This window comes from Telluria sp. ZB2R32 (assembly GCF_059685715.1).
In genome coordinates this window covers 194,048-206,904 of sequence record NZ_JCASIG010000001.1, presented here as the reverse complement: position 1 = coordinate 206,904, position 12,857 = coordinate 194,048, and the positions used below count along the sequence as shown (strand labels likewise).

At 63.5% G+C, this 12,857-nt stretch carries 14 protein-coding genes, 1 tRNA gene and 1 riboswitch; of the genes, 6 read left to right on the top strand and 9 right to left on the bottom strand.

The features are described from left to right. Nucleotides 1-287 precede the first annotated feature (287 nt). On the top strand, nt 288-1,598 hold the full coding sequence (paeA, locus tag AC56LG_RS00935) for a polyamine export protein PaeA (protein ID WP_497164265.1): 1,311 nt from the start codon (nt 288-290) through the stop codon (nt 1,596-1,598). A 193-nt stretch (nt 1,599-1,791) separates the two neighbouring features. Here paeA and AC56LG_RS00930 read toward each other — a convergent pair. The 9 genes from AC56LG_RS00930 to AC56LG_RS00890 all read right to left on the bottom strand — a co-directional run bounded on the left by AC56LG_RS00930 (nt 1,792) and on the right by AC56LG_RS00890 (nt 8,451). Further along, nucleotides 1,792-1,867: transfer RNA gene (locus AC56LG_RS00930), tRNA-Lys, on the bottom strand. 71 nt (nt 1,868-1,938) lie between these two features. Beyond that, a complete protein-coding gene (ybgF, locus tag AC56LG_RS00925; RefSeq protein ID WP_497164264.1) occupies nt 1,939-2,694 on the bottom strand; it encodes a tol-pal system protein YbgF in 756 nt (251 codons plus the stop codon). A gap of 95 nt (nt 2,695-2,789) precedes the next feature. Further along, nucleotides 2,790-3,314: a peptidoglycan-associated lipoprotein Pal gene (pal, locus tag AC56LG_RS00920; RefSeq protein ID WP_497164263.1), complete on the bottom strand. Its 525-nt coding sequence runs from the start codon at nt 3,312-3,314 to the stop codon at nt 2,790-2,792. A gap of 61 nt (nt 3,315-3,375) precedes the next feature. Beyond that, nucleotides 3,376-4,641, bottom strand: coding sequence for a Tol-Pal system beta propeller repeat protein TolB (gene tolB, locus AC56LG_RS00915; RefSeq protein WP_497164262.1), 1,266 nt, complete (start codon nt 4,639-4,641; stop codon nt 3,376-3,378). Nucleotides 4,642-4,701: 60 nt separating this feature from the next. After that, nucleotides 4,702-5,724 carry a cell envelope integrity protein TolA gene (gene tolA, locus AC56LG_RS00910; RefSeq protein WP_497164261.1) on the bottom strand — a complete coding sequence of 341 codons (1,023 nt, stop codon included), beginning with the start codon at nt 5,722-5,724 and terminating at the stop codon, nt 4,702-4,704. A 36-nt stretch (nt 5,725-5,760) separates the two neighbouring features. After that, entirely contained in the window at nt 5,761-6,192 is a 432-nt protein-coding gene (locus tag AC56LG_RS00905; RefSeq protein ID WP_229511028.1) for a biopolymer transporter ExbD, read from the bottom strand. Between the two features lie 16 nt (nt 6,193-6,208). Then, nucleotides 6,209-6,892 (bottom strand): protein TolQ, encoded by a 684-nt coding sequence (gene tolQ, locus AC56LG_RS00900; protein ID WP_192054914.1) that lies wholly within the window; start codon nt 6,890-6,892, stop codon nt 6,209-6,211. Nucleotides 6,893-6,917: 25 nt separating this feature from the next. Further along, complete coding sequence (gene ybgC / locus AC56LG_RS00895) at nt 6,918-7,322, bottom strand: tol-pal system-associated acyl-CoA thioesterase (protein WP_497164260.1); 405 nt, start codon at nt 7,320-7,322, stop codon at nt 6,918-6,920. Between the two features lie 382 nt (nt 7,323-7,704). After that, nucleotides 7,705-8,451: an SDR family oxidoreductase gene (locus AC56LG_RS00890; RefSeq protein ID WP_497164259.1), complete on the bottom strand. Its 747-nt coding sequence runs from the start codon at nt 8,449-8,451 to the stop codon at nt 7,705-7,707. Between the two features lie 138 nt (nt 8,452-8,589). Beyond that, nucleotides 8,590-8,698, top strand: a riboswitch (ZMP/ZTP riboswitch). Nucleotides 8,699-8,799: 101 nt separating this feature from the next. Between AC56LG_RS00890 and glyA the strand changes: the two genes are divergently transcribed. The 5 genes from glyA (at nt 8,800) to AC56LG_RS00865 (ending at nt 12,844) form a co-directional block, all read left to right on the top strand. After that, a complete protein-coding gene (glyA, locus tag AC56LG_RS00885; RefSeq protein WP_497164258.1) occupies nt 8,800-10,047 on the top strand; it encodes a serine hydroxymethyltransferase in 1,248 nt (415 codons plus the stop codon). Between the two features lie 96 nt (nt 10,048-10,143). Further along, the gene (nrdR, locus tag AC56LG_RS00880; RefSeq protein WP_192054923.1) at nt 10,144-10,602 is read left to right on the top strand and encodes a transcriptional regulator NrdR; all 459 of its coding nucleotides are present in this window, start codon (nt 10,144-10,146) and stop codon (nt 10,600-10,602) included. 115 nt (nt 10,603-10,717) lie between these two features. Beyond that, complete coding sequence (gene pilV, locus AC56LG_RS00875) at nt 10,718-11,269, top strand: type IV pilus modification protein PilV (protein ID WP_497164257.1); 552 nt, start codon at nt 10,718-10,720, stop codon at nt 11,267-11,269. After that, nucleotides 11,266-12,204 (top strand): PilW family protein, encoded by a 939-nt coding sequence (locus AC56LG_RS00870; RefSeq protein WP_497164256.1) that lies wholly within the window; start codon nt 11,266-11,268, stop codon nt 12,202-12,204. The genes pilV and AC56LG_RS00870 overlap by 4 nt, the downstream gene beginning before the upstream one ends. Before the next feature lie 7 nt (nt 12,205-12,211). Further along, a complete protein-coding gene (locus tag AC56LG_RS00865; protein WP_497164255.1) occupies nt 12,212-12,844 on the top strand; it encodes a pilus assembly protein in 633 nt (210 codons plus the stop codon). The last annotated feature ends 13 nt before the right edge of the window (nt 12,845-12,857 follow it).

Sequence of the window (12,857 nt, the reverse complement as noted above, 5' to 3'; positions counted from 1 at the left end):
GGTCTTCTTTACCTCCCCGAGACACCGTTGTCGCACCCGATGGTGTCCTGGATGGCTTGCGCCATCAGATTTCTGCAGCGTCTGCACGCTGCTCGGGCATCTGCCCAAACCAGTACCGGCGGCGCCGGCATTTGCGCTCGATTGCGTTGTACTCGACGCGATCGTGATTGGCAGCGCAGTCAGCATCTCTGGGCGAGCCGCGGTAAGCCTGTCGTCCTTGCTGTTACAATAATTGCTGAACATATACGGTCAGCAGCGCTTTTGCTGGCATTTACATCAGGTGCCCAGTGAGCTTGTTTCAACATGTTGGTTTGATGGTTCTTCTGGTGCTGGCCGCAGGGTTTCTGTCACTGACTGAAATTGCATTTGCCGGCGCGCGCAAGATCAAACTCAAGTTGCTGGCCGAGGCCGGGGACGAACGCGCCATGAAAGTAATGGCGCTGCAAATGCAGTCGGCCGATTTTTTCGCCGCCTCCCAGATCGGCCTGAACGCGATCGCCATTCTTGGCGGTATCCTGGGTGAGGGGGCACTGCGGCCGTTTTTCATTGCCTGGATTTCGGCCGTCTATGACGGACCGGCGCTCGAGAATATCGGCTTCGTCCTGTCATTCATGTTCGTCACCTTCCTTTTCATCCTGTTCGCAGACCTGATGCCAAAAAGGCTGGCGATGATGGCGCCCGAGCGTATTGCCGTCGCGGTGATTCGTCCGGTCCTGTGGTTCATCCGGATATGCAAACCGCTGTCGTGGGGATTCAACCTCATTGCAAACCTGATTTTCCGCATTTTCAAGATCGACACCACGCGCGAGGACGCGATCACCTTCGATGAGATTTCTGCCGCGCTGGAAGCCGGCGCACAAGCCGGCGTGCTGCAAAAGCAGGAGCAGCACTTCATCGAGAACGTGTTCGAACTGGAGTCGCGCTCGGTCGAATCGGCCATGACCAATCGCGATAACGTGGTGTATTTCACACTGAACGAGACCGAGGAAAGCATCCGCCACAAGATCGCCAACTACTCGAAATTCCCCGTTTGCGATGGCACGATCGACCGGGTCATCGGCTACGTGGATACGCGCGACATCCTGGTGCGGCTCCTGAACAAGCAGTCGCCGTTCCAGCTCAATGAATCGAGCATCCGCACCGTTCTGATCATTCCGAACGCGCTGACGCTCTCCGAGCTTCTCGACAAGTTCCGGGCTAGCAAGGAAACCTTCGCGGTGGTGATCAACGAATATGCATTGGTCATGGGGGTCATTACACTGAGCGATGTCATGCTGACTGTCATGGGGAGCTGGGGCAGTCCGCTCGATGCGGACGAACAGATCATGCAACGGGACGACGGCTCCTGGCTGATCGATGGCAGTACGCCGGTGGGCGACGTGAAGCGGACTATCGGTCTCGATAGCCTGCCGGAAGAAGAAAACTACGAGACTGCTGCGGGCTTCATGATGTACATGCTGCGCAAGGTTCCGAAGCGGACCGACAGCGTCGAGTACCAGGGGGTCAAGTTCGAGGTGCTCGATGTGGACCACTACCGTATCGATCAGTTATTGGTACGGCACTTGCCGCCAGCCGATATCCAGCAAGCCGACCGTTAGCCGGACAGTGCTGGTTCCTGATGACGCCTCACACAGATCGCGGGCATTCCCGCGCAATGGCGGTGCGAGGGTATCCGTCGACAGACTGCTGCGCGTCACCAGTACGGCACAGTAAATAAAGAGGGGACTGCTGCGGATACAAAAAAAGGCGTCACGATTGCTCGTAACGCCTTGATCTGATACTGCAAATTCGTGGTAGGCCGTGCGGGATTCGAACCTGCGACCAACGGATTAAAAGTCCGCTGCTCTACCAGCTGAGCTAACGACCCGAAGAAGCAAGATTATAGGGCGTCGGCGTCCCGCTGTCAAACGTGCTGCGCCCGAATGTTTCCCTAAGGCTTTACTTCAGGACGGCGAGCCGGTCCTTGGCCGATTGCGCGGCCTGCGAATCCGGGAACTTCGAGACCAGGGTCTGCAGGGTTTTCCTTGCCTTCACTTTATCCTTCAGCTCGGCGTAGCTGGTGGCGATGTTGAGCATCGCGTCCGGCGCCTTGGCGCTGCTGGCATAGGTGCTGGTGACGACTTCCTGGGCGGCGATGGCGTTCTTGTAGTCGCGCTGGGCGTAATAGGCGTTGCCGAGCCAGTACTGGGCGTTGGCGGCGTAGGCCGATTCCGGGTAGCGCTTGACGAAATCCTGCAGGGCGGTGGCGGCGGTCTTGTAGTCGCGCGCGGTGAAGTTCGCCATGGCGGCGTCGTAGGCCTGTTTTTCGGACGGCAGCACTTGCGCGGTTTCGCCGTCGATCGTTTCAGCGCGCGGCTCGAGTTTCTTGATGCGGGCGTCGAGGTCGGAATACAGGGTGCGCTGGCTGTTCTGGGCCTTGCTCACTTCGTTGGCCAGCACTTCGATCTGGCCGCGCAGCTTGGCGATTTCGGCCATGGTCTGCTCGTGCTGGTTGAGCATGTCGAGCGTGGCGGTCTTGTCGGCCTTGGCGTCGAGGCGGGTGGTCAGGTCGCGCGCGATATTGTCCACTTTCGCACGCAGGTCGAGGATGGCGCGGCGCGCTTCGTCGTCGTCCAGCAGGCCGGCCGAGGCCTGCAGCGGCAGCACGAGGGCCAGCAGCAGGGCGGCGAGGCGGGACGGGGTCGGTTTCATCATGTCGTATTCTTTCTGTACCGGTGTGGCAATGGAAAACGGGGCGGTAGCAGTCTGCACTGCCACCACCCCGCTGTCAATTCGCTACAGCTTAAGGATTACTGATAGACGATGTCCGCGCGACGGTTTTCAGCCCAGGCGGCTTCGCCCGAACCGGTTGCCTTCGGCTTTTCTTCGCCCAGCGACACGGCTTCCATCTGGCTCTCGGCCACGCCCAGGGTCGCCATCGAGCGGCGCACGGCTTCGGCGCGCTTCTGGCCCAGGGCCAGGTTGTATTCGCTGCCGCCGCGATCATCGGTGTTACCCTGGATCAGGACCTTGCGGGCCTTGTTCTGGTTCAGGTAGTTCGAGTGGTTCGAGACGACCGGCTTGCCGTCTTCACGGACGACGTAGCTGTCGAAGTCGAAGTACACGCTGCGGTTGGCCAGCACGCCTTTCGGATCGTTCAGCGGATCGACGGTGGCGGTTTCGACTGGACGGATGTCGCGGGTGTCGGCGGCGGCGGCCGGGGCTTCCGGGGTGCGCTCGACGACGGTCGGCTCGGCGACCTTGACTGGCGATTTGCAGGCCGCGAGCAGAGCTGCGGTAGCGATGATGAAGGACACACTCTTAACGTTGCGCATTGGTTTCTCTCCTGGTTCTGGTTGGGTTTACTTAGCTAACGATTACTTGGGACTAAGTTCTTTACTTCATGAAGGGGCCCCAGCTGGGCTCCCGAATATTTCCCGCGTTGGTGGTCAGGCGCTGCTTGACCCGGCCATCGGTCGACACGACGGCCAGCGAGGCACGCCCGCCGCCCTTGTTCGCATACATGATGTATTTGCCGTTCGGCGAAAAACTCGGTTCGGTGGCGCCGTCGGCCAGGCGCAGTTCCTGGCCGCTGGCGAGGTCCTTCGCGTAAAGAGAGTAACCGCCGCCCTGCTGGGAAATCCAGGCCAGGGTCTTGCCGTCCGGAGAGACGCGCGGACTGATGTTGTAGTTGCCGTTGAAGGTGACGCGGGTGGCACTGCCGCCCGAGACGCTCATCTTGTAGATCTGCGGGCCGCCGCTGCGGTCGCTCGTGAAATAAATGCTCTGGCCGTCGGCCGAGAACTGCGGTTCGGTGTCGATGCCGTTGCTGTTGGACAGGCGGCGCAAGCCGGAACCGTCGGCGTTGACGATGTAGACCTGGTAGCTGCCCGACTTCGACAGTGCGATCGCCAGCTTGCTGCCGTCCGGCGACCAGCTCGGCGCCGAATTGCTGCCTTTTTCGTTGGCGATCACGCGGCGCTTGCCGGTGACCAGGTCCTGCATGTAGATGACGGGCTTGCGGTCTTCGAACGACACATAGGCCACGCGGCCGCCGTCCGGGGACCACGACGGCGAGATGATCGGCTCCTTGCCGTGCACGGCGACGATCTCGTTTTCGCCGTCGGCGTCGGCCACTGCCAGCGCGTAGTTGCGGCCGGCGCGGTTTTCCTTCACGTAGGCGATGCGGGTCGAGAAGATGCCGCGCACGCCGGTCAGCTTTTCATAGACGTCGTCGGCGATGCGGTGTGCCTGCAGGCGCGTGTATTTCGGCTGCACTTCGCCGCCCAGCTGCGACAGCTGGCTGCCCTTGACGGTGTCGTAGAGTTTATAGCGCACGGCCAGGCGGCCGTCCGGCTGGCGCTGTACGCTGCCGACCACCAGCGCGTCGGCGCCGCGGCCTTTCCAGGCGCCGGCATCGATGCTGGCGCTGTCGCTGATGACCTGGCCGGCGTCGATGACCTTGAAGACGCCGCTGCGCTCGAGGTCGGCGCGAATGACGGCCGAGACCTGGGCGGGTGCCAGCGACTCGTCGGCAAAGGCGGCGACGGCCACCGGGATCTGGTTGCTGCCGACGCCGGCGATTTCAATTTGCAGCTGGGCATTGGCCGCCGACCCCATCAGGAGGGTGGCGCTGAAGAATAGGTAGTGAAGTTTTTTCATGCGTTCTTTTCTCGGCAAAGATTGTTCAGCTCAGTGTTCATCCGCAGTGTTGATCCATGGTCAGTCCAGGTCTTTCATGGAGAAATTGACCACGAGTGTGCGCTCCACCGTACCATCTTTCTTCTTGGGGAGCGGTGACGATTTGTTAATGCCGCGTTCCACCGCTTCGTCAAAGGCCGGCACGCCGCTGCTTTTGCTCAGGCGTACCGACAGGATGTCGCCGGTCGGCAGCAGCTCGACCTTGAACACGGCTTTCGGATTGCCCGGCACATCGGTGCTGCCGGCGAAGGTCGTGTTGCTCTTGATGAGCGCCGTGATCCGCGCGACGTAACCGGCGTCGATCTTCGGCGCGCTCGACTTCTGCGCACTGCCGCTGGTGCCGGCGGCGCCGGTGATGCGATTGAGTTCGGCTTCGCGCAGCTTGTCGAGCTTGGCCTGTTCGGCGGCTTCGGCTTTCGCCTTGGCGGCTTTTTCGGCGGCCAGTTTCTTCTTGTCGGCGGCGGCCTTTTCGGCGGCGAGCTTTTTCTCGGCTTCTTCCTTCTTTGCGAGTTCCTTCTTCTCGAGGTCCTTCTTCTCGCGTTCCTTTTGTTCGGCGAGCTTCTGGTCGGCGGCTTTCTTGTCGGCCAGTTCCTTGGCCTTCAACTCTTCGCGTTCCTTCTTCTCGGCCAGTTCGCGCTCACGCTCCTTCTTTTCCAGCAGCTCGCGCTCGCGCTCTTTCTTCTGCTCGGCCAGCTTCTTCTCGCGTTCGAGATTGATGTCCGGCGGCGCCGGTTTCACCGGTTCCGGCTCGGCCACTTTCGGCGTCGGCGGTGGCGGCGTCGGGGCAGGGGTCGGCTCCGGTTGCGGTTCGGGTTCGCGCACTTCGGGCGGCGCCGGTGGCGGCAGCGCCGGTGCGGCGGCCGACTCGACCTTCATGTCCCAGACTTCCGCTTCGACCGCGGGCGGGGTCGGGTTCTGCCAGCTGATGCCAATCCACAGGAACGCCAGCAGCAGGGCGTGCACCGCCAGCGCCAGCGCGATGGCGGGCAGGCGGTTCGGTTCCGGCGGCAGTGTGTATTGGGCGCCGTGGGTGGCTGGCTTCATTGGTGACTTTATTTACTTACTGATCTTGCTGATCATTTACTGGGTTGCGAGACCGACGCGGCTGATCCCCAGCTTCTTCGATTCGGAAATCAATTCGATCACGTCGGCGTACTTGCTCTCGCGGTCGCCGGCGATCATCACCGGGTAGTCCGGATTGGTGTCGTGCAGTTCGCGCAGGCGCGCCAGCAGGGCGCGGCGGTCCGGCATCGTCTCCGCAGCCACCGTTTCCTTGCCGCTCACGCCGATCGCCAGCGTGGCGTCCGGTTTGACGGTGATGTGGATATAGGTGTCCGGCGGCAGCGACGATTTTTCGGCGCTCGGCAGGTTGACCACGTTGGGCGTCACGTTGGCCGGCACCGCCATGAAGATGATGAGCAGCACCAGCATCACGTCGATGTAGGGCACGACGTTGATCTCGGACTTCAGTTTGCTGCGGCGTCCGCCGCGCATGCTGCTGGAAAAGGCCATGATGGAATCCTCCGGATCAGCGCGACTGGCGCTGCAGGATGTTCGAGAATTCCTCGACGAAGCTCTCGAAGCGGGTCGCGAGACGGTCGATGTCGTGCGTGAAGCGGTTGTAGGCGACGACGGCCGGGATCGCGGCGAACAGGCCGATCGCGGTGGCGATCAGCGCTTCGGCGATGCCGGGCGCAACCACGGCCAGGGTCGCCTGCTGCACGCTGGCGAGGCCGCGGAAGGCGTTCATGATGCCCCAGACGGTGCCGAGCAGGCCGATGTAGGGAGAGACGGAACCGACCGACGCCAGGAAGTTCAGGTGCAGGTCGAGGCCGTCGAGTTCGCGCTGGAAGGCGGCGCGCATGGCGCGGCGCGAGCCGTCGAGCACGGCGCCCATGTCGAGCGCGTCGCGCGAGGCCTGCTTGCCCTTGATGAATTCACCCATGCCGGCTTCGAAAATGCGCGCCAGGGGACCGCTCTGGTCGCGCTGGGCCGAAGCCGACTGGTGCAGGGTATGCAGGTTGCCGCCGGCCCAGAAGCTGCGTTCGAACTGCTCGGTCTGGCGGCGCGCGGCGCGGATGGCGAACAGTTTGCGGAAGATGTACGACCAGCTGACCACGGACAGCACGAGCAGCAACAGCATGATGAGCTGCACGATCAGGTGCGCGTTGCTGATAAGAGCCAGGAAGGAGAGGTCGTGGGTTGGTGTCATCGGGTTTGAAATATTGTTGAATGGATCAGGCGGCACGCATTTTATCAGCGACGTCGCCGGGGAGCGAGCGCGGACGGACGGTGGCGATGTCGACACAGCCGACTTTCACGCTCGCTTCCACGAGCAGCGCATCGCCCTTATAGGCTTTTTGGGCGAACTGGACCGAGGCGCGGCCGAGCTTTTCGACCGTCAGCGTCAGGGTGAGTTCGTCGTCGAGGCGGGCAGGGGCGTGGTAATCGATGTTCGCGTTCTTGACGACGAATGCGGCGCCTTCGCGCTCGATCAGGCTTTGCTGGTCAACGCCGGCGGCGCGCAACCATTCGGTGCGCGCGCGTTCAAAAAACTTCAGGTAGTTCGCGTAAAACACGATACCGCCCGCGTCCGTATCTTCGTAATAGACCCGTACTGTCCAGGTAAAAGGCGAAGGCATCTTCTCTGCCATAAGTGATAATCGGAAACATTTTACGCTAAGGCGTATATGTACGCTAGCAGACACACCAGCTGGGGCAGCGCAACTGGGGCGGGCTCGGTTGAAATGCTGTCAACGCGCGTAGTAGACGAGAGCGGACGCTGTCAGGACAACAACTGTAACACTTTCTCACAATTATCGAAGGTGGGGCGCACGCGGGTGTATGCATGTGCAATTGCCTGCGATGCAGTTGCCTTTGCAGGGTGGGCACTTGTGCCCACGCGGTTGCTTCGGCGGCGCCGATATCAGATTTATGGTTCGCAGCGGCTGCAAGTCGGCCTCGAATGCATCGATGTCGCAAGCGTCGTACCGCGTGGGCACGAGTGCCCCACCCGACAAAACCTTAGACGCGCTTGATGTTGAACGGCGCAAAGCCCTGGCACGTCGGCATCATCTCGATGCTGTTGACGTTGATATGCGCCGGCAGCGTCGCGATCCAGTAGGCGGTCTCGGCGATATCCTTGGCCGTCAGCGGCGTCGTGCCTTCGTACACTTTTGCTGCCGCCTCGTCGTTGCCCTTGAAGCGCACGTTCGAGAACTCGGTGCCGCCGCACAGGCCCGGCGCCAGGTTGGTGGCGCGCACGCCGGTGCCGACCAGGTCGGCGCGCAGGTTCAGGGTGAACTGCTCGACGAAGGCCTTGGTTGCGCCGTAGACGTTCCCGCCTGGGTAAGGGTAGTGGCCGGCCACGGAGCCGAGGTTGATCACCAGGCCGCTGCCGCGCCCGACCATCGCCGGGAGGACAGCGCGCGTCATCGTCACCAGGCCCTTGCAGTTGGTGGCGATCATGGTTTCCCAGTCGTCCAGGGGCGCTTCGTGCGCCGGCGCGGTGCCGAGCGCGAGGCCGGCGTTGTTGATCAGCACGTCGATCTGGCGCCAGGATTGCGGCAGCATCGCCAGCGCTTCCTCGATCGAGGCCTTGTCGGTCACGTCCATCTCGACCGGCAGGGCGGACTCGCCCAGTTCGGCAGCCAGGGCGTCGAGGCGGTCCATGCGGCGCGCCGCCATCACGACCTGGTGACCGTTGCGAACGAAAGTGCGCGCCATTTCGGCGCCGAATCCGGCGGAGGCGCCGGTGATGAAAACGATCATGGTGGAAGTCCTCGGGTGGAAGTAGCTTCAGGATTGTAGCCGAAATGACCATCTTGCCAGACAGCCGATGGCCGTTGCCGGTCTGCCCGGGCTTTCCTTGCCCTGAGCCGACAGTTCACATACAATCTCCAGTCCATTTATGTCTCACGTAACTGGCGAAAAACTATAACGTCCACGGCGTTACAGGAAAGGTGGATACCCACCGGGGAACGTGAGACTTCATCCGCCGTTCGCCTGGGCAGCCGACAATGGTCGCGTGCGTTGCATCGTGGCCGGCTGCATTCCGGGCCGCCTGCCGATCCAACACTGCCGTTGTCCGGTTTTCCTTTATCGATTGGAGTTTTGTTCATGTTTGCAAAAGATCACACGCTGGCCAAGGTCGACCCGGAACTGTGGGCCGCCATTCAGAAGGAAAACACCCGTCAGCAAGATCACATCGAGCTGATCGCGTCCGAGAACTACACCTCGCCGGCCGTGATGGAAGCGCAGGGTTCCCAGCTCACGAATAAATATGCCGAAGGCTATCCGGGCAAGCGCTACTACGGCGGCTGCGAATACGTCGACGTCGCCGAGCAGCTGGCGATCGACCGCGTCAAGGAACTGTTCGGCGCGGAAGCGGCCAACGTGCAGGCCAACTCGGGTTCGCAGGCGAACCAGGGCGTGTTCTTCGCCATGCTCAAACCTGGCGACACCATCATGGGCATGTCGCTGGCCGAAGGCGGCCACCTGACCCACGGCATGGCGCTGAACATGTCGGGTAAATGGTTCAACGTCATTTCCTATGGCTTGACCGAGCAGGAAGACATCGATTACGAAGCCATGGAACGCCTGGCGCGCGAACACAAGCCGAAGATGATCATCGCCGGCGCATCGGCATTCGCGCTGCGCATCGACTTCGAGCGCTTCGCCAGGGTCGCCAAGGAAGTCGGCGCCTACTTCATGGTCGACATGGCCCACTACGCCGGCCTGATCGCCGCCGGCGAATACCCGAATCCGGTGCCGTACGCCGACTTCGTCACCTCGACCACCCATAAATCGCTGCGCGGCCCGCGCGGCGGCATCATCCTGATGAAGGCCGAGTTCGAAAAGCAGATCAATTCGGCGATTTTCCCCGGCATCCAGGGCGGTCCGCTGATGCACGTTATCGCCGGCAAGGCCGTCGCCTTCAAGGAAGCGCTGTCGCCTGAATTCAAGGCTTACCAGCAGCAAGTCGTCAAGAACGCCAAGGCCCTGGCCGACGCCTTGATCGCACGCGGCCTGCGTATCGTGTCGGGCCGTACCGAAGCCCACGTGATGCTGGTCGACCTGCGCGCGAAAGGCCTCACCGGCAAGGAAGCGGAAGCCATCCTCGGCCAGGCGCACATGACCTGCAACAAGAACGGCATCCCGAACGACCCGCAAAAGCCGTTCGTGACCTCGGGCATCCGCCTGGGCAGCCCGGCGTTTACGACGCGCGGCTTCAAGGAAGAAGACGCAACCAAAGTCGGCCACCTGATCGCCGACGTGCTCGACAATCCGCACGACGCCGCGACCATCGAGCGCGTCAAGGCGGAAGTCAAGGTGCTGACCGACAAGTACCCAGTGTACGCGGCGTAATCGTCATTTCACTGCAAACGTAGTAGAGTTCAGGAACGGCGCGCTCCATCACCAGCCGCGCCGTTCCTTTTGCATCACCAGCACCATCGGCGCCCCATGAAATGTCCGTTCTGCCAGCATGAAGACACCCAGGTCCTCGATACGCGCGTATCCGAGGAAGGCGACGCCATCCGCCGCCGGCGCCGCTGCGTGCAATGCGACAAGCGCTTCACCACCTACGAACGCATCGAACTGTCGATGCCGATCATCGTCAAGAAAAACGGCAGCCGCACCGAATTTGCCAGCAGCAAACTGCGCGGCAGCCTGATGCTGGCCCTGCGCAAGCGCCCGGTTTCGGCCGAAGCCATCGACGCCGCGGTCGCCTCGATCCAGGAAAAGCTGCTCACCAGCGGCCGCCGCGAAGTCGATACCGGCTATGTCGGCGAACTGGTGATGCAGGAGCTCAAGCGCCTGGACGAAATCGCCTACATCCGCTTTGCCTCCGTCTATAAAGACTTCAAGGATCTCGCAGAGTTCCAGCAGGCTTTGGTGGAAGTGGGCCACTCCCGCAAGTAGATCAAGCCTGATTGCACCGCCTGCGCACGCTTGAGCGAGCGCAGAGGTGTGCCTTGAGGCACTGATAACTTCTCGGTTCCGCGCGAAATGACGCGCCTGACTGTGGAGGTGTTCCTTGCTGCGTCGTCGCTCGAGCGGTTTCACGCTCATCGAGGTGCTCGTTGCCATGTTCGTGCTGGCGCTCGGCGTCGTCGGCGCGGCAAGCACGCAGGTAGCCAGCGCGCGCCTGCGCCAGCAGGCCGCACTCGAATCCGAAGCCGTGCAGTTGGCCGCCTCGCTCGGTGCGCGCATGCGCGTCAACGCCGCCCGGATGGCGCTGCCCGACGGCGCCAATCCCTACCTCCAGTTCGACTACGATGCCGCCGCCGGCGCACCCGCCGCGCCGCCGCTGCAATGCTTCGGCAGCGCCGACTGCGACCCGGCGCAACTGGCCGCCTACGATCTGTTCGAGGCGGCGCGCAGCGTGCATGCCGCCTTTCCCGGCGGGCGCATCGCGGTCTGCCGCGACAGCGGCGGCTGGAATGCCGCCTTGCAGGCCTTTGAATGGGCTTGCAGCGGCGGCGCCGGAGCACCTGTTGTCGTCAAGCTGGGCTGGCGCCTGCCGACCAGGGCGGGCACGCCGGCGCCGCCATTCACGCCGCTGGTCACCATGGTGGTGGCGGGATGAAGCCGCGCCGTTCGCGCCTGCCCCAAGGCGGCATGACCCTGGCCGAACTGCTGGTCGCGCTCGCGCTCGGCCTGGGCGTGCTGCTGGCCGGCGGCGTGCTGATGATCGGCGCCAACAAATCCTATGTCGCGCATGAAGACGCGGCGGCCATCGATGACGGCGGACGCTATGCGCTGGCGCTGATCGGGCGCGCCGTCAGGCAGGGTGCCTTCATCGACTGGGAACGCCTGGGCGGAGCGGCGCCCGCCAACGATTTGCCGGCGCCGCTCGCAGGCCTCGACAACCGTTCCCTCGTCAAGACGGGCAGCGGCATCGACAACCCGTTGGAAACGGCGATCAACGGCAGCGACGTGCTGGCGGTGCGCTACCCCGGCGCCGGCGCGGCACCCGACGGCGACGGCAGCGTGACCGACTGCGCCGGCTTCCCCGTGCACGAGGCGGAGGAGGGCTGGAGCATCTTCTATGTCGCCCGCAATGGCGATGGTCTGGCCGAGTTGCGCTGCAAGTACCGCGGCGCCAGCAACTGGAGCGCGGACGCGGTGGTGGCCGGCGTCGACGGCTTCCAGGTGCTGTATGGCCTCGACACCGACACGCCGCCTGATGGCACGCCGAACCGCTACGTGAACGCCGGCGCACTGGCCGCGCTCGATGCCGCCTTGCCGCTGACAGGCGGAAGCCAGGCGGAACTCAACGCAAAGACCTGGTGGAAGCGCATCGCCAGCGTGCAGGTGGCGCTGCTGCTGCACGGGGAACGTCCCTCGGCCGCGCCTGTACAACCGGCTGCTTATGCGCTGTTCGGCCCGGACTACGCTGTGGCGCAGGCGGGATCGGATCCCGGCGTCCTGCTGACGGCGGCGGACCTGCGAGGTACCGGGCCGGCACCTTCGCGCCGGCTGTTCACGGCCGTGTTCGCAGTTGGCGCGGCCCAGCCCTGAGCCGGCCATGCGACACATTCATTCGGAGCGCTCCGAGCGCGGCGCGGCGCTCGTGACCATGCTGGTCCTGATGCTGGCGATGCTGATGATGTCGCTGTCGGCGGCGCGCGCCGCGCTGGCCGGCGCCAAATCGGCGCGCTACGAACGCGACCGCCAGGTGGCCCATGCGGCGGCCGAGGCGGCGCTGATCGATGCCGAGCGTGACATCGACGGCGCGGCCGGTCCGACCTCGCCGCGGACCGCGATTTTTGCCACGCTGGATGCGAACGCGTTCGACGAGCGCTGCGGCGGCCAGGCCGAAAAGGAAGGCCTGTGCAAGACGGCGGTCGGCGCTGCGCCGCCGGTGTGGCAAGCGGCCGACCTGGCGGGCATGGCTGGCGTCGAGTATGGCCGCTTCAGCGGGCGCACGTTGCCAACCGGGGCCGGCACCTTGCCGGCGGCGGCGCCGCGCTACCTGGTCGAACTGCTGGCGGGCACCCAGCCGCTGTTTCGCATCACCGCGCTCGGCGTCGGCGCCGACCCGAATACCGTCGTCGTCCTGCAGAGCCATTACCGGCGCGCCGCCGACGGCCAGCCCGGCAAGCGCCTGGGCTGGCGCGAGATTGCCAACTGGCCCGAACTGCATCGCGCCGCGTCCTGAACCCCGTATTGGA

Excerpts from the sequence above, each read along its gene's own strand:
- tolA (WP_497164261.1), bottom strand. The coding sequence starts at position 5,724 with ATGAAGCCAGCCACCCACGGCGCCCAATACACACTGCCGCCGGAACCG.
- AC56LG_RS00865 (WP_497164255.1), top strand. The coding sequence starts at position 12,212 with ATGCGACACATTCATTCGGAGCGCTCCGAGCGCGGCGCGGCGCTCGTG.
- tolB (WP_497164262.1), bottom strand. The coding sequence starts at position 4,641 with ATGAAAAAACTTCACTACCTATTCTTCAGCGCCACCCTCCTGATGGGG.
- AC56LG_RS00890 (WP_497164259.1), bottom strand. The coding sequence starts at position 8,451 with ATGATCGTTTTCATCACCGGCGCCTCCGCCGGATTCGGCGCCGAAATG.
- tolQ (WP_192054914.1), bottom strand. The coding sequence starts at position 6,892 with ATGACACCAACCCACGACCTCTCCTTCCTGGCTCTTATCAGCAACGCG.
- AC56LG_RS00870 (WP_497164256.1), top strand. The coding sequence starts at position 11,266 with ATGAAGCCGCGCCGTTCGCGCCTGCCCCAAGGCGGCATGACCCTGGCC.
- nrdR (WP_192054923.1), top strand. The coding sequence starts at position 10,144 with ATGAAATGTCCGTTCTGCCAGCATGAAGACACCCAGGTCCTCGATACG.
- pal (WP_497164263.1), bottom strand. The coding sequence starts at position 3,314 with ATGCGCAACGTTAAGAGTGTGTCCTTCATCATCGCTACCGCAGCTCTG.
- ybgF (WP_497164264.1), bottom strand. The coding sequence starts at position 2,694 with ATGATGAAACCGACCCCGTCCCGCCTCGCCGCCCTGCTGCTGGCCCTC.
- ybgC (WP_497164260.1), bottom strand. The coding sequence starts at position 7,322 with ATGCCTTCGCCTTTTACCTGGACAGTACGGGTCTATTACGAAGATACG.
- AC56LG_RS00905 (WP_229511028.1), bottom strand. The coding sequence starts at position 6,192 with ATGGCCTTTTCCAGCAGCATGCGCGGCGGACGCCGCAGCAAACTGAAG.
- glyA (WP_497164258.1), top strand. The coding sequence starts at position 8,800 with ATGTTTGCAAAAGATCACACGCTGGCCAAGGTCGACCCGGAACTGTGG.